Source organism: Streptomyces sp. NBC_01506 (assembly GCF_045040295.1).
Classification (GTDB): Bacteria; Actinomycetota; Actinomycetes; order Streptomycetales; family Streptomycetaceae; genus Streptomyces.
The window spans coordinates 5,369,642-5,387,986 of the sequence record NZ_CP109422.1; the positions used below are offsets into that span (position 1 = coordinate 5,369,642).

The following is an 18,345-nucleotide window of genomic DNA, read 5'->3' on the forward strand; positions in this document are numbered from 1 at the left end:
TTCCATTTATGGATTGATTGGTGGATGTGTGGCGGGAATTCATCCCGTAATTCAACCGTTGCCGACCGTTCCGCGGAAGCCTGAAACGGTCATCACCGGAGCCCCTGATTCCGCATTTCTTACTTTCCATACACCGAGGGTCGGATCCCCCTCGACAATCGAATCCCCGCGCTCCTGCGAATGGAGCGCGACGCGCCCGACGACCAAGGGATCGTCCGCGACCGAGAACCCCTCGCTCTGTCTGGCACATGCCTGGACCACGTTCTCCAGCGCGGAAACGGAAATCACCGCCCGTGGTGCGTGGAGCGTCGCCCACAGGTCGTTGGGGGCGCACGGCCGCACCACGGCGGTACGGCGGTTGTCCGGGCCCGCGGTCCAGTCGGCGGCGGGCACCACCGACGAGCGCCAGCTCAGCAGTGGCTGCCCCGAACGCCAGGTCGTCGTCCGCTTCACATCGGGCCGGGGCAGGGCGGCCGACCGCGTGCCCCCCGGCTCGTGCACGACGCGCAGGCTCGCCTCCGGCCCCGTACCGTCACCCGGCCCCGTACCCCCGTCCGATGCCGGAGGCGCCCGCCGGAAGCGCACCTCGACCACCCAGGTGTCTCCCTCGTGGGCGCCGCGCACCTCGCGCTCCCACACGGTCGGGCCCGCGTCCAGCCGTAGCAGGTCCAGCGGTACGACGATTTCCTCCAGGCAGCTCGCCCGCAGCTCCGGGAAGTCCTCGGGGACGATCCACTCCGCGCCGCGCACCGCGCTCTCCAGCAGGATGCTCAGCGGGACCGCCGCGCCGCCGTCCACAAGGAAGTCGCCCAGGACAGGCGCCCGTTCGCGGTCGAACGTCACCCGCGACACCATCCGGACGTGAGGCTGGTACGTGGTCACTTCCCCGAGATGGAAGATCCGCGGGAAGGTGCCGGTGAACCCGGGCAGATCAGGCACGACGGGATAGTCGGTCGCCTGGCCGGGGCTCATCGCCCGGCCCAGCGGCCCCACGAAGGTGACCTCACCCTCGGAGCCCGCGCGCAGCTCGGCCTGCCACTTGGCGAGGCCGTCGGTGATGTCGATGGCGGCCATGTAGCGCAGCGTCGCGGAGAAGTTGGAGATGAGGCCGATACGGTCCCAGGTCGGCCAGGCGAGCGTCATCACGGGGAAGTCCGCCTGCCGGCCGGCCCACCGGCCGAGCCGGGCCAGCCCTTCGTTGGCCGCCGCGTATTCGAGCTGGCCGACCATCCCGCCCAGTCGGCCGGTCAGCGAGCCCACATTGCAGAAGAACTTGAGCCGGTGGTCCCGCAGTTCGGCGAAGAGGTTGAGGAAGCCCCCGATCTTGGTACGGACCGTCCTCAGGATCTCGTCGTCGGTCTTCTTGGGCAGCCTCGCCGCGGTGTCCACGCCCGCGTTGTGCACGACGCCGGTCAGCGCGGCGCCTTCACGCTCCAGCAGGGCCCGCACCTGGCGCGCGTCGGTGAAGTCGCACCGGGCGTAGTCGACGCGCAGCCCCAGGGACCTGGCCTCGGTGATGTTGGTGGCCAACTCCCGCAGGCGCCGGGTGCGGGCGATGTCCCGCCGTATCTCCGCCAGGGGTGTGCCCTGCCGCAGCCCGGTCCACAACTGCTTCTCGTACTCCTTGAGTTGACTCTCGTCGGTGCCGAACCACGGTTCGTCGCCGGTGGGGAAGTCCTCCCGGCCCGTCACCACCACGCGCAGGCCGTAGGTGGCGGCGAGGGAGCGGGCCAGCTCCCAGCCGATGCCCCGGCCGCCGCCCGAGATCAGGACGCAGTCGTCGGGGCCCAGTGCGACGGACGGTTCCCCGGCGGGCCGGGCGACCGGGTTGAGCGTCAGCCGCTGCCCGTCGCGGTGGCCGACCTCCAGCTCACCGGGCCGCCCCAGTTCGGCGGCGACGATGCCGGGCAGTTCGGCTGCGGCGGTCAGACTCGTGTCCACGACGCGCGCGTTGCAGTTCGGCAGCTCACGGTGGAGCGTCTTGGCCAGCCCCGCCCAGATACCGCCGAGCGGCTGTGCCAGGTCGTCCTGCGGGTGCTGCCCCATGCCGCCGCCCAGATACGTGACGGCCAGGTAGTACAGGCGCCGCGCGGACGTCTCGGCGGCCCAGTCGTCGTACTGCTCGCGCAGCGCGGCCACCGTTTCCAGCAGTGGCTCGCGCCAGACCTCGGTGCCAGGTGCCCCGGTGCCAGGTGCCTCGGCGCCCACCGTGAGGTCGACGATGGCGTCCACAGCGCCGCCGCCCGCGGTACGGCGCCGTACCAGCGCACCGTGCCCGGTCAGTTCCCGCTCCACGGCCGCGGCCGTGTCCCGGTCCCCGCCGAGCAGGAGCACCCGCATCCCCGCGAGGCGCGCGGGGTCGGCGGGGGCCGCGGGCAGGGCGGTGAGCTGCCACTCCATCCGGCTCACCGCCTGCACCGGGGCGTTGTCGCTCCCGGTAGTGGTGGCGGTGTCCGCCGGCCCCGGCGGGGGCCCTTCCCGTACGGATGTCATGCGGCGGCTTCCTTCGTCGCGACGGCTTCGCCGGTCCGGGCGTCGACATAGCCGATCAGCGTCGCCCGCATGTCCTTCATCTGAAGGAGCATCCGGCCGTCGGGCCGGGTGGCGACGAACCGGTTGTCGATCAGATCGGCGGCCAGGTCGAACCCGGGCGGCGTCGCGTACAGCTCGATCTCCTCGCCGCCCCCGGACAGGGACAGGTCGTTCGTCTCCTCGTACAGGTCGATACGGCGGATCGACAGCGGCGCGGCGACGGGGATCAGATGGCCGTCGACCAGGTCCAGTACGCCGACCCGCGCCAGCCCGTCCAGCAGGATGCTCGGGACGGTGAACCGCCGCCACGTCGGATCGTCGGCGGGGAGCGACAGGGCGCAGCGGCCCCGCTTCCCGTTGGGGTGGACGCGGGTGTCGGTCGTGGAGACGAACGGTCCGGTCAGCCGCACCGGTGAGCCGGGCTGATGGTAGGGATCGGGCACCGGTGTGTCGTCGGCGGTGTCCCACGCCCCCCAGTGGGGAGCGGCGGGGAAGGTGTCGGCGAGCAGCACGCGGGCCGTGAAGTGCACCCGGTCCCTGACCAGTACGACGCCGGCCGGCGACACCACGTCCCCGCTGATCCGCACCTCGACGGCGGTCGTGCCGGCGGTCGAGGCGACGATCCGCGCGTGAAGCCGCTTGGGGGCCGCGGACTGACCACGGTAGACACGCAGGAAGTGCTCGAACCGCAGGTCCTCGAAGGCGATCACGTGCTGGTCGGGCGCCAGGTGGCGGGCGGCCTCCGCGGCCATCTCGGTGACGAACGTGCCCGGCAGGGTCGGTTCGCCGCGCACCGTGTGGTGTTCCAGATAGGCATCGGTGGCCAGATCGAAGCGGCACTCGAACTCGGCCGACGCCGCCGTCGATTCGACCACCCGGCGCAGGAAGAAGCCGGGTGCGGCCGGGGGAGTCCCACCGATCGTGGGAGCCGCGTCATGCCCCTGCCCGCCGGTGAGATAGCCGGGGTAGAACTCCTCGACCGTGGCCCGTTCGGCTTCCCCCAGGTGTACGAGGGAGGGTCGCCGGCCGGGCGCGTGGAGTTCCTGTACGAAGTGGTGCACGCCCTCGGCGACGGCCATGCTGCTGTAGGAGCCGGCCCGCTCGTAGTACGCCTTGGTCAGCTCGTTGGCGCCCATCCCGACACCGGCCCACAGCGTCCACCCGATGGTGAACTCGCGGTGTTCCGAGGTGGCCGCCGCATAGGTGGCCGCCGCGTAGGTGGCCGCGCTGCCCAGGAAGTCGTTGGCCGACGCGTAGTCGGACTCGCCGAGCTGCCCGAAGTAGCCCAGCAGCGAACCGAAGTTGCACCACACGCGGGGCGGGGCGTCGCGCAGCGCGTACTTGAGGTTGAGATAGGACTCGACCTTCAGATCGCGGATGGAGGTGAACTCCGAGAAGTCCTTGTCCTTGATGAGCGCCGAGCGCTGGAGCCCCGCCGCGTTGATCAGCAGATCGATCCGCCCGTGCTCCTGGAGCACCTTGCCGACCGCCTTCTCCACCTCGGCGCCGACCCGCATGTCGCACCGCACGTAGGTGACCCGGCCGGGGCCGCTGTGCTCCTCCATCGCGTCGAGGTTGTGCCGGGCGTCGCGGGCGTTCAGCATCCGGTCGAAGGATTTGTTGAGGTCCGCCACCGAGCGGGGCTTGCTCGTAGCCTTGCCCTTCCTCTTCCCCTTGCCCCTGCTCTTGGCGAGTTCGGCGGAGATGTAGGCCGCGCGGCCCGCCGCGAACTCCTCGTCACCGCCGGCGTAGACCGACGGCGGGTGACCGTCCAGGTCGTTGCTGCCGAACACATAGATACGGGGGCCGAATTCAGCCGCCACCGCCTTGAGCACTTCGGCGGTGATGCCCCGCGCGCCACCGGCGACGACGACCACGGAGTCCCGGTCCAGGGCCGCCGGAGTCGAGGTGCCCAGGGTGATCGGCTCGTCGCGCAGCCGGTGGGTGCCGCGCACCCCGCCGTTGTCGATCACGACGGGGAAGTCCCGGTACGCGCCGCTCTCCTCCTCCACCAGCCGTACCGCTTCGGTCACTTCGGTGGCCGAGGTGAGCAGCGCGAAGCTGGTACCGGCCGCCAGTTCCCGGCCGGCGCTCTTGAGCAGGCCGGTGAACAGACCGGAGAACGGGTGCGGGGTGCCGTCCGGCACCGCGTCGAGGAACAGCATGACGAACGTGGACCCGGCCGTGGCCAGCCCGTCGTAGGCGTGCTGGACCGCCAGATAGACCGCGTCGTGCAGGGCGAGCAGGCGGGTCGATCCCTCGGTGAGGGAGTCCGCGGCGGGCGCCGAGCGCCCCAGGTCGGCCAGCACGCGCAGATGCGTGACCGGCTGCCCGGTGCCGCCCAGGGCCTCCCGTACGGCGTCGGGGGTGACCTCGGGCAGATGGTGCCAGTTGGGGCGCGGAGCCGGCAGCGGGACGGTGGACAGCACGGTCAGCGCGGTCAGCGCGGTGTCGGGGCCCACCGCTTCGGCGAGCTGACCCGGCGCGTCGGTGACGACGAGGGCGCCGTCCGGCAGGAACGGAATCGGCTCCCGCACCTGCCGGGCCGCTGTCGGCTCGAGCACCGGGATCTGGCGGCGTACCCGCAGCGGGACCCGCTCCCCGGTGTGCGTGGCCGACACGAAGCTCTCCGACAGGGTGCCGGTGACCGAGCCGTCTGCCTCTTCCGCGGCGTCGGGGTCCGGGACGTCCGGGACGTCCGGGACGTCCGGGATGCTCGGGACGCCCGGGACGGTCAGCCGGAGCCGGGCACCGGGTGCGCCGCCGCTCTGGTCGCAGGAGACCTCCACCGTGCCGGCGGGCCCGTGCAGGGCCTTGAGCACGGCCAGCCCTCCGGCCGCCCCCAGATAGCGCGCGTGCTCGGGTGCCGTGCACCGTACGGACTCCCGCTCCGGTACGGCGTCGGCCCCCGCCGCCTGGCTGCCGAGGGGTTCGTCCACGTACGCCAGGATCGGCAGGCCCTCGCGCTTCGCCAGCTCCTCCGTGGCGAGGGCGAACAGGAAGGCGCCCTCGGCGAGTTCGTCCTCCTGAGCCGGGAGCAGGTCCCCGATCAGGGAGCGGTACTCCGGCAGGCTGTTGCCGTTGATGCCGCCCGCCAGCGCGAAGTCCAGTTCGCCGGTGCGCAGATAGCGGCTCGCGGAGGTGATCGAGGACAGCGCGGAGGCGAAGCCGGAGTCCATCGTCATGTTGGGGCCGTGGAGGTCGAAGTAGTTCGACACACGCGCGGAGATGATGTTGGGCATCTGGCCGGGGAACGCGTCCTCGTTGGACTCCGGGATCATCGCCCGTACGTTCGCGCGCAGTTGGTCCAGCACCTCGGCGGCGGCCGGGGACCCGGCGAGCGGGGAGTCGGCGACGGCCTGCCCGATGTCGTCCAGATAGCAGCGGTTCGCGTACAGCATGGCGGCCCGGGTCGGGCCCATGTGCCCGACGAACACACCGGTCTTCGCCGCCTGCTCGCCCCAGAACTCGGGCATCTGGTCCCGCAGTTGGTGGGCGCACCGCAGGATCATCAACTGGCAGCGGTCCAGGGCCCTGATGGTCTTGGGCGGCAGCCGTACCTCGTTGAACGGCGGTGAGGGGTACGTGGCACCGAAGCTGTTCAGCGGCGGTTCCCCGCCGGCCAGCCAGCCCGACACCGCCTCGCGGCCCGCCAGTCCCGGCAGATGGGACGACCAGCCGACGATGGCGACCCGGCTGTCGGGGTCCGGCTTGCGGGTGGCCGGGATCGTCCCGGCGGGGGCGGCGGCGGGGGCGAGTGTCGCGGCGGGTACAGGCGCCTCCACGCGTGCCTCCACGCGCGGCTGGTTCTCGGCGACGATCAGGTGTGCGTTGGTCCCGCCGAACCCGAACCCGGAGACCGCGGCGAGCCGGGGCCGGTCACCGCGCGCGGGCCACCGCGCCGCCTCGAACGGGATGTCCAGCTCCGTATCGGCCAGCCGGAAGTCCTCGCGCGGGTTGGTGAAGCGGAACTGGCCGGGAATGGTCTGCTTCTGAAGGCCCTTCAGGTTCTCGATGAGCGAGACGACACCGGCCGCCCAACCGGTGTGCCCGATAAGGGATTTGTTCGAGGTGACGGCGGTCGGCCGGGCCGTGCCGAAGTGCTCGCGGAGGGTGGAGAACTCCGCGAGGTCACCGGCGGGAGTGCCGGTCGCGTGCGCGTTGATCCAGTCCACCTCGTCGCCGTCCACGTCGCCGTTCTCCAGCGCGCGTTGTACGGCGAGGCTCTGGCCGGCCGAGTTCGGCGCGTAGATCGCCTTGCCCTTGCCGTCCGACGACGAACCGAACGCCCGCAGCACACCGAGTACTCGGTCGCCGTCCGCCTGCGCCTTGCTCAGCCGTTTCAGTACGACCAGGGCGGCGCCGTCGGCGAAGATCACACCGTCCGCCGCCTCGTCCAGGGAGTGCACCTTGCCGCTCTTGGACAGCCCCTGGAGCTTGGAGAACAGCACGGTGCCGCGCGGCGCGAGCGCGAACGCCCCGCCGCACACCGCGATGTCCTGCTTGCCCATCAGCAGGCCCTTGGCCGCGATGTCGATGGCGTAGAGCGACGAGGAGCACGCGGTGTCGACCATGTGCAGCTCGGTGGACGACGGCAGGATGCCCCGCATGGCCACTTCGCCGACGCGGTGCGGCAGGAACCGGGACGGGTTCTGGCCGCCGCGCCGGTAGCGGCGGGTGAGCGAGGCGTCGATGCCCGCGCGCAGCTCGGCCCGCTCGTCGTCGGACATCGCCAGGTCATCGACGATGTCGTGGGTCATCCGGGTCATGCTGTCGAGGACCCCGGCCTCCTCCAGGTGCTGGCTGCCGTCCGGGGTGTAGCCGACGACGAAGGAGCAGTTGTCGCTGTCGCCGCGGCGTACGCCGTCGAGCGCCTGGACGAGGCTGTGGCGGAGCCACTGGGTGGTCAGCTCCTGATCGTCGGGGCCGCCCTCCATGCCGTCGAGGGCGCCGGGGGCGGGCTCGAAGTCGGTGATGAACACGCAGTGTTCGGCGTACGCCTTGTCCTGCGCCTCGGTGTCCGGCGAGTGGAAGCTCTCGTGCTGCCAGCGGTCGGCGGGAACCTTGACGAACAGCTCGTCGCCCGTCATGCGGAGCTTCCAGAACTCCTCCGGGCTGTTGGCACCGGCGACGGCGAGCCCCATACCGACGACGGCGATCGAGTCGTCCCCGAACTCGGCCTCGGTGAGCGGCGTTTCGGACGCGGGGCTCTCGGCTTCCGCTACGTCCGCTTCCGCCACCGGCGCTTCGTCGTGCCGCTCCGCCGGAGGCGAGAGCAGGGCCGCACCCAGCGTGAGGCCGCCGTCCGCGAGGATGACCTGGCCGGTGATCCAGCGCGCGTCGTCGGAGGCGAGGAAGGCCACCACGGTGGCGAACTCCTCCGGTGTGCCGAGCCGTCCCGAGGGTGTGGCCCGCGCGATGACGTCCTGCATCCGCGCCGCGTCGGGGAACTTGTCCGCCACCTCGCTGGTCAGCATGGCGGCGGACGCCGTGTTGACCCGGATGCCCAGCGGTGCCAGCTCCACGGCCAGATACCGGGAGGCGGCCTCGGCCGCGGCCTTCGCCGGTGCGCAGGCAAGGTAGTTGGCCATCACCATCTGCGAACCGCCGAGGGCGGATACCGTGACGATCGCGCCACCGCCGCCCCTGGCCATCAGCGGTGCGGCGGCACGCGCGCAGCGCAGCCCGCCCTTGTAGTTGATCTCGATGGCCTTGTCGAGGTGCGTGTCGGTGATCTCGTCCAGCGGCAGCAGCGCGCCGTCGGCGGCGCTGTTGACGAGGATGTCGAGCCGGCCGTGCAGCCGGTCGATCTCCGCGAACATCCGGTCGACCTGGTCCTGCCTGGCCACCGACGCGCGGACCAGATCCACCCGGTGGCCGGCGGCGATGAGTTCGTCGCGGGTCCGCTTGGCCTGGTCGTGCGAATGGAAGTAGTTGAGGACGATATGGGCCCCGCGCGCGGCGAGTTCGCGCGTGATGGCCTTACCTATCCCTTTCGATCCGCCGGTGACCAGGGCCACCTTGTCTGTGAGGTCTTTCATGGAACGCGTGCCCTTCTGGAGCGAGCCTTCTGGAGGAGCCGGGATACCGGGCGGAAGCAGGGGGTCTGGTGCTGTGGCCGGAGAGGTTCACCGGGTCCGTCCGGCGGGCCGGTTCGTCCTCAATCGCCGGACGGGCTGGATTGGTTCCGGCCACAGCACTTGGCTCCGTCAGGCCGCCGCGACGGTCTGGCGTCCGGACAGCTCCGTGACCACGAAGTCGACGATCCGGTCCATCGTGTTGTAGTTCTCCAGCCGGAAGCCGGCCTCACGTGTCGGCAGGCCGTAACGCTTGGAGGCGCGGGCGAGGAGTTCGACCTGCTTGACCGAGTCGACCCCCAGTTCGGCCTCCAACTGCACGCCGTCCTCGAAGACTTCCTCCGGGTACTCCAGCGCCTCGGCGTACAGGGTCCGCAGTTCGGCGTGGATCTCCGCGCGGTCCGGAGCGCCGCCGGACGGTGCCTGCGCGGCGGGGGCGGCGGGGGCGGCGACGGTGACGGGCGAGGACACAGGCACCGCAGCCGGACCGTCGTCCGCCGACTCCCGTACCGACTCCCGTACCGACTCCCGTACCGACTCCTTCACCGACTGCTCGCTGAACGCGCCCAGCTCGTCGGCGATGCGCCGTAGCACCTGGTCACCGTGCCGGGTCCAGTACGCCTCGAAGACCCCGGCGGGCACCGAGGGCGCCAGCAGCTCAGCGAGGCCCGGGGCACCCGCCGTACCGGCCAGTCCGGCGTCCCGCAGGATCCGCAGGGTGGCGTCCAGCGCGAGCCCGCCGTCGGCGTCGACGGCGAGCGAGGGCAGGGCGCGTACGGCGGACCCCTTGGTCAGCCGGGTGACGAGCTTGGACAGCGCGGCCCGGCCGCCCACCTCCACGAAGGTGTTGACACCGGCGGCCTGGAGGTGCCGTACGGCGGCGGCGAACCGTACCGGCGTGACGAAGTGCTCGGCGAGCAGGTCGGCCAGCGCGTCGTCCGGCTCGTAGTAGCGCTGGAGGATCGGCGAGTACACCGCGTGCCGCAGCGGGTGCTGGTCCAACTTGCCGACGTACGCGGCGAATTCGGGTACGGCGGGGGCGAGCGCCGGGGTGTGGAAGGGGAAGGGCGCGTCGATCTCGATGGCGCCGATGTCCAACTGCTCGGCGATCGCGACCACCCGGTCGAGCACCTCGCCCGGACCGCTCACCACGGTCTGCTCGTCGTGGTTCTCCGTGGCGACGGCCAGCATCGGGTCGCCCAGCAGCTCCAGGAGCCTGCTGGTCCGCTCGGCGCCTGCCGACAGGGCCACCATGCGGCCCTCGATGCCGTTCTGCCGCTGGATGACCGCCACCCGCTGGGCCACGATCCGTACGCCGTCCTCGACGGAGTACGCCCCGGCGGCGACGAGCGCGGTGATCTCACCGAGGCTGTGGCCGGCCAGGACGTCCGGACGTACCCCCTGGGCGTCCAGGATCTCGTACGCGGCCAGACCGGCGGCGTAGATGGCCACCTGCGAGGCCCAGGCGTCGTCGTCCAGCAGTTCGCGCAGGTCCGTGCTGCGCGCGCCGAACAGCGAATCGGTTATTCGGCGCGAGAACAGGTTCATGGTCTCCGCGTCGATACGCTCGAAGACCCGCCTGACCTGCGGGTACCGCTCCATGGCCAACTGGAGGGCCGGGCCGTCGAAGCCGCCCTGGCCGGGGAAGAGGAAGGTGGTGCGCAGATCGGTGGATGTGTGGACCGTCATGATGCTGCCTCCATGGTGGTGGTGCGGACAGTGCTGACAGTGCGGACAACGCGGGCGGTGCGGACGACGCAGGCGGTGCGGAGGGTGCTGACAGTGCGAACGGGGGCGCGGCTCAGACCAGGTACTGCCCCATGGGCCCCAGGTTCTTGGCCACCAGCCGGTCGGCCGTCCGGGTCGCGGCTGGCAGATGCCGGGGAACCCCACGGGCCAGCCAGCGCACCATCCGCAGCTTCCAGCCCGGCCCGCTGCCCGGCTCCAGATGGTCGAGCAGGGAGTGGATGCTGGCCGGCGAGTAGAACTCCGCCGGGTGGACCATCGTGGCGAACATGCCGACCATCGCCCGGCCGTGCGTGGGGCTGCGGCTCATGGCCCGGATGAAGGCCAGCTCCTCGCGGGTGTGGTCGGCGATCGTCGCGTGGTCGCGGGTGTAGCGGTAGTGGCCGGTGACCAACTCGTCGCGGGCGCGGGCGTAACGGGCGAGCGCGTCGTCCAGCGGCTCGCTCCCGGCGAGGGCCGACCCGACGGCCTCGGCGAGGAGTTCGGCCCCGCGCAGAGCGTCGGTGATCCCGGCGGCGGTGATCGGGTCCCGGGTGTAGCCGGCGTCGCCCGCCAGGGCCCAGCCCGCGCCGTGCGAGCGGCGCAGGAAGTTGGGGACGGCCCCGGTCATCCAGCGGTCGACCCGCTTGGTCGTACGCAGCAGTTCGGCGCGCTCGGGATCCACCTCCTCGAACGCGGAGATCACCGTACGGTCGCGGTCCTCGTCGCTCGTCGCCTTGAAGTCGGCCACCGGCAGGGCCACTCCCACGATGGTCAGCCCGTCATGGGTCGGCCAGGTGAACGCGTGTTTGCCCGCGTGGCGGTAGGTGCGGACCCGTCCGTCGTGCGGCAGGCCCTCCCAGTACGACCAGTGGCTCTTGTTGAGGACCGGGTGCGCGTCGTACTTCGCGGCGTCCACCAGCCGGGCCACGGTGGAGTTGGAGCCGTCGGCCCCCACCACGACGCGGGCGTGTTCGACGACGGGGGTACGGTCCGAGGTCTCCCCCCGTACCCCGGTCACCGTGCCCGCGTCGTCGGTGGTCAGCTCCCGGACCGAGATGCCGGTACGCAGTTCCGCGCCGGCTTCGACCGCCGCGTCCAGCAGGATCTGGTCGAGCTTGCTGCGTTCGGGGGAGTACGCCTCGCCCACGCCGTCCACGGAAGGCAGTTGGGCCATCAGCTCCACCGGGCCGCTGCGCAGGCCGTACTCCGTGATGGGCGGGCAGCCGGTGGCGGTGAGTCTGTCCAGCAGACCCCAGCGTTTGAGCCGGAGTATGCCCGGTGGGTGGACCAGGTTGGTGGCCGCCGCCTTGCCGCCCGGGAACACGGCCCGGTCGAGAAGCAGCACCTTGTAGCCCGCCTTGGAGAGGAGCATGGCCGTGGAGGCGCCGCTGATCCGTGCGCCGACAACTATCGCGTCGTACATCTCGATTTCCTGCCACTGGTTGTTGATCGACTGGTGGGCGGTTGCTGGGCGGTTGTTGGTCCGTTCTCAGCGGGGTGCCGGCTCAAGCCGGTCACCCGGGCCCGCCTTCTCGGTGTCGTCAAGCTCTTTCTCCTGCCACGCGCCGTTGTTCTCCTTGGAGCGGCGCGGTGCGGCGAGGATGCACAGACAGCCGACGGCGGCGATCGCGGCGCCGATCCAGGTGGCCGGGACCAGTCCGTCCACGAAGTCCTGGGGCGATCCGAAGCCGCCCTGCGCGGTGAACACCGAGGTCAGTACGGCCACTCCGAGCACACCGCCCAGCTCCCGGAAGGTGTTGTTGGCTCCGGACGCGATCCCCTGGTCGCGCGGGGAGACGATGTTCATGGCCATCTCGGCGACGGGCGAGAAGAACAGCCCGAGTCCGATGCCGCCCAGCACCAGGCCGGGAACCTGGTCCGCGTAGTCGGTGTTCACCTCGGTGACCATGGCGAGCCAGCCGAGGCCGACCGCCTCGAACAGCAGCCCCGCCGCCACCACCAGCCGGTTGCCCAGCTTCGGCGTCAGCATGGCGGTGAGCGGCGCGACCAGGACCGGCATCGCGGTCCACGGCAGCATCCGTACACCCGCTTCGAGCGGCGAGAAGCCCTGGATGTTCTGCATGAACTGGGTGAGCAGGAACACCAGCCCGAACATGGCGGCGAACATCATCAGGCTGGCCGAGTTGACGGCGCTGAACGAGCGGTTGCGGAACAGCCGCATCGGCAGCATCGGATGGCGGGCGCGCAGCTCCCACAGGACGAAGGCGGCGATGAGCAGCACTCCGGCGATCAGATAGATCAGCACCTCACCGCTGGTCCAGCCGTGCTCGGTGGTCCGTACGAGGGCGTACACCACGCCGAACATGCCGAGGCTCACCAGGACGGTGCCCACCGGGTCGAGCGTGGTCTCCGGGCGCTTGCTCTCGTCGAGCTTCCACAGGCTCAGTGCCAGCACCAGCACACCGATCGGCACATTGACCCAGAAGATCCACTCCCAGGAGATCTTCTCCACGACGGCGCCGCCGATGAGCGGGCCGAGCGCGACGGCGAGTCCGCTCAGCGCGCCCCAGACGCCCAGGGCGAGGGCACGGCGGCGGGCCGGTACGGCGACGGTCAGCAGGGTCAGGGTCAGCGGCATGACGATGGCGGCGCCGAAGCCCTGCACCGCGCGGGCGACGATGAGTTGCTGGGAGGTGTCGGCGAGGGCGCACGCCGCCGATGCCGCCGTGAAGACGACCAGCCCGATCAGGAACATCCGGCGGCGGCCGAAACGGTCGCCGGCCGCCGCACCGGCCATCAGGAAGACGGCGAAGGACAGGGTGTAGGCGTTCACCGTCCATTCCAGGTCCTGGAGGCTCGTGTCGAGCGACTTCTGGATGGCGGGCAGCGCGGTGATGACGACGAGGTTGTCCAGCGCCGCCATGAAGACCGCGAGTCCGGTCACGATCAGGGTCCATACGGAATGTCCGCGTGAACTGGACCGACTTGACATCGAAAACCCTCCGAGGGGGGTGGGTGGTGGCGGGGGTGCGCCGACAGAAAGGTGGAGAAGGTGGAGAAGGTGGAGAAGAGGGAGAAGAGGGAGAAGAGGGAGAAGAGGGAGTACGAGTGGCGGGGCCGGCCGAGGCGAGCGGCGAACCGCCGCCTACACGGCCGGCAGGGCGCCCAGTGCGTGGAGTTCGTCGTCCAGGGTCTTGCGCCACAGGGCGGCGAGTCGCTGCGCGCCCGGCAGTCTGCGGTCGTACAGGAAGCTGACCTGGACCCGGGAGCCGCAGGACAGCAGGGTCACCGACAGGGCGTTGCCCGGCAGCAGCACACCGAGCGGTATCGCGTCGACCACCGGGTCGCCGCGGAAGGAGAGGGAGGTGGGCAGGGAGTAGTTGGAGGCGTACAGCGGTGACGCGCGGGGGCTGAGCAGCCGTTTGACCGTCCACCGGATCAGACCGCCGGGCAGCAGGGCGAGCAGCGCCCTGCTCGCCGGGCGCAGACCGTTGCGGCGCATCCGCTGGGTGCTGTCGACCAACTGCGCGAAGGCTTGGGCGGGCGGCAGTTCCCGCCGGGGCAGTGTGACGACGACGGTGGTGAGGTGGTTGCCGACTGCGTCCTCCTCGCCGATGTGCCGGGTGCTCAACGGCATCCGTACCGGCACGGGCGACGCGCGGAACACCGAGCGCACGTCGTGGCACCCGTCGTCCGTGGTGCTCCAGGCGGCCAGCGCGCCCCACAGCGCCATGAGGAAGGCGTCGTTGACGGTGCCGCCGAACTCCCTTCCCAGCTTGACCAGTTCACGCCGCGTCGCGCTGGTGCTGCACATGGCCAGGTTCTCCGGGGCCGGACACTGTGCCCGTGGCCAGAGCCGGCCGGGCAGCAGCCCGCGCACCATGCCCCTGCCCACGCTGGCCACGCCGTGCAGCAGTTCACCGGGCCCGGCGGTGAACAGCGGTCCGCGCCGCCGCCCTTCGCGCTCCCCGCTCGCGGGAGTCCGCCCCGGATGCGGGGTGTCGCCGAACAGGACGGTGGCGACGTGGGCCGCTCCCAGTCCGTCCTCCAGACAGTGGTGGACCCGGTAGCAGACGGCGTACTCACCGGGGGCGTATCCGTGGACGAGATCGATCGACCACAGGGGGCCGTTGTCGCCCAGCGGCCGGCGCACCAGGGCGGTGAGCACGTCGTCCAGCTCGGTGCCCGCCGGGAGTCTCATCAGCCGTACGTGGTCGCGCAGGTCGAAGCCGGAGCTGGGCACCCGGAAGGCGCCGCGTCGGTCGGTCACGGGCCGGTGGGTGAGCCTGGGCAGTCTCGGCAGCCGCTCCGCCAGATGGTCGTGAAGCTGGTCGAGCGACGGTGCCTTCCCGTGAAATCGCAGGAACTGGCCCTGCACCAGGGTCTGTTCCCCGTCCATGGCGAGGAAGACCTCATCGATCGGGTTGAGCGGAAGGTTCACTGACGGCTCCGAATCGAGGGCGGCGGTACGTCCGCCCGGCACCGTGCGCGCGGTGTCCTGGGCGGCCGTCACGTCGGCGGGTTGCCGTGCTTGCGCGACGGCAGGCTGACGTCCTTGGTACGCAGCACCCGCAGCGCCTCGATGAGCGCCGAGCGGGTCCGGGCGGGGTCGATGACGTCGTCGACGAGCCCGCGTTCGGCGGCGTAGTAGGGGTGCATCAGCTCTGTTCGGTACTCCTTGACCAACTGGGCCCGCGTCGCCTCCGGGTCGTCGGACGCGGCGATCTCCCGCCGGAAGACGACGTTCGCCGCGCCCTCGGCACCCATCACCGCGATCTCGTTCGTCGGCCAGGCGTAGGCCAGGTCGGCGCCGATGGAGCGGGAGTCCATGACGATGTACGCGCCTCCGTACGCTTTGCGCAGCACGAGGGAGATACGCGGCACGGTGGCGTTGCAGTACGCGTACAGCAGCTTCGCGCCGTGCCGGATGATGCCGTTGTGCTCCTGGTCCACGCCGGGCAGGAAGCCCGGCACGTCGACCAGGGTGACCAGCGGGATGTTGAAGGCGTCGCAGATGGAGATGAACCGGGCGGCCTTCTCGGAGGCGTGGATGTCCAGCGCTCCGGCCAACTGGGCTGGCTGGTTGGCGACCACGCCGACGGTCCGCCCGTCCAGCCTGGCCAGCGCGCAGATGATGTTGCCGGCCCAGCCCGCGTGTATCTCCAGCAGCTCGCCGTCGTCCACGATCTCCTGGATCACCGCGCGCATGTCGTACGGCCGGTTGCCCTCGGCGGGGACCAGGTCGACGAGCGCGTCGGTCCGGCGGTCGGCCGGGTCGTCCGGTTCCAGGGCCGGTGGCAGCTCCCGGTTGTTGGAGGGCAGCAGCGACAGCAGGAAGCGCACTTCGTCCAGGCACTCGGCCTCGTCGTCGTACACGAACCCGGCGACGCCGGAGACCGTGCCATGGACGTCGGCGCCGCCCAGGCCGTTCTGGGTGATCTCCTCGCCCGTCACCGCCTGGACGACGTCCGGTCCGGTGATGAACATCTGCGAGGTCTCGCGGACCATGAAGACGAAGTCCGTCAGGGCGGGCGAGTAGGCGGCGCCGCCCGCGCACGGGCCGAGCATCACCGAGATCTGCGGGATCATCCCCGAAGCCCTGGTGTTGCGCTGGAAGATCCCGCCGTATCCGGCGAGCGCGGAGACACCCTCCTGGATACGGGCGCCCGCGCCGTCGTTGAGCGACACCAGCGGCGCGCCCGCCTGGACGGCCATGTCCATGATCTTGTGGATCTTCGTGGCGTGCGCCTCGCCGAGCGAGCCGCCGAAGATACGGAAGTCGTGGGCGTACGCGAAGACGGTACGGCCGTGCACGGTCCCCCACCCGGTGATCACACCGTCCGTGTAGGGCCGCTTGGCCTCCAGACCGAATCCGGTGGCCCGGTGCCGGCGCAACTGCTCGACCTCGGTGAACGAACCCTGGTCGAAAAGCAGGTCGAGTCGTTCACGGGCGGTCAGCTTGCCCCGTGCGTGCTGCTGCTCGGTGGCGTGCGGACCGGGGCCCTCTTCGGCGGCCAGTCGGGTGGCGTGCAGGGTCTCGACGCTCTCCCGCATGCCGGGCGGGGCGGGATGGGAGGCGGCGGGTGCCGTACGGGGCGGCGCCGGGCTCTCGGCGACAGCGGCGGGCTGGGCCGGCATGGGCTCGTCCTTTCCCGGAAAAGTCCTCAAAGAAAAACCGGGCCCATGGCCTCTGGTCTTTCCTTCCGGCAATAAACTATCGAGCATTCATTCGGCGGGGAACTGTACTTTGGTACAGTCGCCGATAAGAGTGCGCGACCAGCCCGGCCTGTAACCTGGATTCAACGCGTAATTTACAAAGCACCTGCGCCACATGAAACTTGACTGTGCGTTCGGTGATGGAAAGTCTCCGTGCGATACTGCGGTTCGAATAGCCCTCGCCGAGCAGTTCGAATACGTCGGCCTCACGCGCGGAGAGTAACGGCACGCGATCCAACTCCGCCTCCCAGGAGGGCGGTTCGGTCGCTGCCGAACAGGCGATACTCGCAGCCTGGCCTGTGGAACAGCCTGCGGCGAGGGCGTCCGGCGCGCAGCGCGCCCGACTCTCTTCCGAAGTGTATGAACGGGAAACGACGGCGCGGACCAAGGCAAACTCCCCGTGACAGTAAATCCGAAGCGCAAGAACTCCGGCTCTCCCTGTCTTGAGTATTGAGTACCGGCACCGGGGTCTGTCAAGAAAATAAAATGCTCTCCCGCAGGATGAGAATTCGAGCGGACCCACTCCCGGCACATGAGAAACGGCTGCGGTTTCGCATATACCGGGAGTGAAGACCCCGTGAACGCCGGTCACCTCCGGCGCACCGCCCGGCGGTTTATGTGACGGCGCGGTGACACCTTGATTGCGTGAGAACCGCGCGCGTCAGGGGCAGGGGTCCGGCGTCAGAAGGAGCTGGTGGTCTCCGACGACCAGGCGCCGTGCCCGCCCGCCTCGGAGAACGCCTCCGCGGCCAGTTCGAAGGCTCTGAGGACCCTGCTGGGCCAGTGCGGCACACCGTCCTTCGGTGTGAGCACCGCCAGCGACCCCATGATCAGGCCGTCCCAACGGATGGGCACGGCAAGGCCGTTCCAGCCTGCGGCACACTCCTCGGACTCGACGGCCATGCCCTGCTCGCGTACGGCCTTGAGGGAGGCGAGCAGGGTTCCCTTGTCCCGGAACACCCCCGGCCCCGCCTCCACCGGCGGCGGCTCGGCCAGCACGGCCTCCTGGATGACCTCCGGCAGATGGGCGAGGATCGCCCGCCCGCCCGCGCCCGTACGCAGCGACTGAAAGACCGTCAGCAGCGCGCGCCGGCTGATGCCCAGCTCCGCCAGGTCAGAATCGCCCACGGCCATGTCCAGACACTGCTTGCGGGCACCGCCGAACGGGGCCAGCGCGAAGAGGAACACGAGCCCTCCGTCGGTGGCCTCCCGCAACTCCTCCAACACCCCGTGCGCCACTTCGGTGTTGGGCGCGTGGCTGAGCGATTTCAGCCCCAGCCGCGCGGCGCCGGGACCGAGCCGGTAAAGCCCGCGCCCCTCGCGTACGAACATGCCGTCGTGGATACCGGACTGGAGAATGCGATGGACGGTCGAGTCGTCCAGCCCGGTCGCCTCGGCCAACTCCCCGGGACCGTGCACCTGTCCTTCCAGCTCGGTGAAGGCTCTCTGGACCCGGAAGACCCGGACGGCGTGATTGCTTCCCCCTCGATGACCGCTCTTGGTCATGATCCCCGTTCCTCCGTAAGACGTCCTGCCACGCCCGACACGGGGTTGCTACAAGCCCGGCATCGGAGTGGGTGGCAGATGACTGGTTGCCGTTCCGCATGGTCAGTACGGTCGCCGCGCTCGCATGCGGGGCGCCCCACCGTCACTCAGCGGGCCGCCCTGTCAGCCTACGGCCGCATATGCCGGGTCGCGCGAACGATCACGCAATCCCCCACTGTCGAGTTCGCGTGTTTCGCTGACCGGGGGCCACCGGCCGGAGGTTGAGCCGGCGGCCTGCCTGTGGTGGGTCTTGAGCGTTTGATCAGCGGCCAACTGCCCGGGGAAC

Annotated in this window: 9 protein-coding genes; all 9 read right to left on the reverse strand. The window is 70.5% G+C overall.

The window, feature by feature from the left end:
• Nucleotides 1–51 precede the first annotated feature (51 nt).
• The 9 genes from OG329_RS23830 to OG329_RS23870 all read right to left on the reverse strand — a co-directional run bounded on the left by OG329_RS23830 (nt 52) and on the right by OG329_RS23870 (nt 18,020).
• The gene (locus tag OG329_RS23830) at nt 52–2,493 is read right to left on the reverse strand and encodes a KR domain-containing protein (RefSeq protein WP_405797912.1); all 2,442 of its coding nucleotides are present in this window, start codon (nt 2,491–2,493) and stop codon (nt 52–54) included.
• A complete protein-coding gene (locus OG329_RS23835; RefSeq protein WP_405797913.1) occupies nt 2,490–8,573 on the reverse strand; it encodes an SDR family oxidoreductase in 6,084 nt (2,027 codons plus the stop codon). The genes OG329_RS23830 and OG329_RS23835 overlap by 4 nt, the downstream gene beginning before the upstream one ends.
• Nucleotides 8,574–8,741: 168 nt before the next feature.
• Nucleotides 8,742–10,298 (reverse strand): acyltransferase domain-containing protein, encoded by a 1,557-nt coding sequence (locus OG329_RS23840; protein WP_405797914.1) that lies wholly within the window; start codon nt 10,296–10,298, stop codon nt 8,742–8,744.
• Between the two features lie 112 nt (nt 10,299–10,410).
• Entirely contained in the window at nt 10,411–11,760 is a 1,350-nt protein-coding gene (locus tag OG329_RS23845) for an NAD(P)/FAD-dependent oxidoreductase (RefSeq protein ID WP_405797915.1), read from the reverse strand.
• A 66-nt stretch (nt 11,761–11,826) separates the two neighbouring features.
• Entirely contained in the window at nt 11,827–13,290 is a 1,464-nt protein-coding gene (locus tag OG329_RS23850) for an MFS transporter (RefSeq protein WP_405797917.1), read from the reverse strand.
• Nucleotides 13,291–13,443: 153 nt separating this feature from the next.
• Nucleotides 13,444–14,811: a wax ester/triacylglycerol synthase domain-containing protein gene (locus tag OG329_RS23855; RefSeq protein WP_405797919.1), complete on the reverse strand. Its 1,368-nt coding sequence runs from the start codon at nt 14,809–14,811 to the stop codon at nt 13,444–13,446.
• Nucleotides 14,808–16,352, reverse strand: a complete 1,545-nt coding sequence (locus tag OG329_RS23860; protein WP_405801985.1) for an acyl-CoA carboxylase subunit beta — start codon at nt 16,350–16,352, stop codon at nt 14,808–14,810. The genes OG329_RS23855 and OG329_RS23860 overlap by 4 nt, the downstream gene beginning before the upstream one ends.
• Nucleotides 16,353–16,512: 160 nt before the next feature.
• The gene (locus tag OG329_RS23865) at nt 16,513–17,106 is read right to left on the reverse strand and encodes a LuxR C-terminal-related transcriptional regulator (RefSeq protein ID WP_405797921.1); all 594 of its coding nucleotides are present in this window, start codon (nt 17,104–17,106) and stop codon (nt 16,513–16,515) included.
• Nucleotides 17,107–17,195: 89 nt separating this feature from the next.
• A complete protein-coding gene (locus OG329_RS23870; protein WP_405797923.1) occupies nt 17,196–18,020 on the reverse strand; it encodes an IclR family transcriptional regulator in 825 nt (274 codons plus the stop codon).
• Nucleotides 18,021–18,345: the final 325 nt, after the last annotated feature.